General features: G+C 58.4%; 1 protein-coding gene. It reads right to left on the bottom strand.

Annotation, left to right across the window (positions count from 1 at the left end):
• On the bottom strand, positions 1-361 hold a 361-nt coding region (locus BG74_RS17825; protein WP_439895709.1), incomplete at both ends, for a DALR domain-containing protein.

The following is a 361-nucleotide window of genomic DNA, read 5'->3' as shown; positions in this document are numbered from 1 at the left end:
GCCAGGTCGTGCCCTGGGGGCCGTCTTCCAGCACGATGCCAAGTGCAGTAAGTTTATCCCGCGTTTCATCCGCCAGCGCCCACTGTTGGGCTTTGCGCGCGTCATTTCGCTGCTGAATTAACTCGACTATCTCGGCATTCTCATCCACGTTGCCGCTGGCACCCTGCTGCAGGAAAGCGTCGGGATCCTGCTCAAGCAAACCCAGCACACCGGCCAACCGGCGTAACGTCGCGGCCATACCCTGCACCGCCGCCGGTTGCTCGCTTTTCAGGCGGTTCACCTCGCGGGCGATATCAAACAGAACAGAATAGGCTTCCGGGGTATTAAAATCGTCATCCATCACCGTAGTAAACTGTGCTAC

Origin of the sequence: Sodalis-like endosymbiont of Proechinophthirus fluctus (genome assembly GCF_001602625.1) — a bacterium.
In the GTDB taxonomy this organism is placed as follows: domain Bacteria; phylum Pseudomonadota; class Gammaproteobacteria; order Enterobacterales; family Enterobacteriaceae.
The sequence above is the reverse complement of the archived record's forward strand: the minus strand, read 5'-3'. Positions and strand labels throughout refer to the sequence as shown.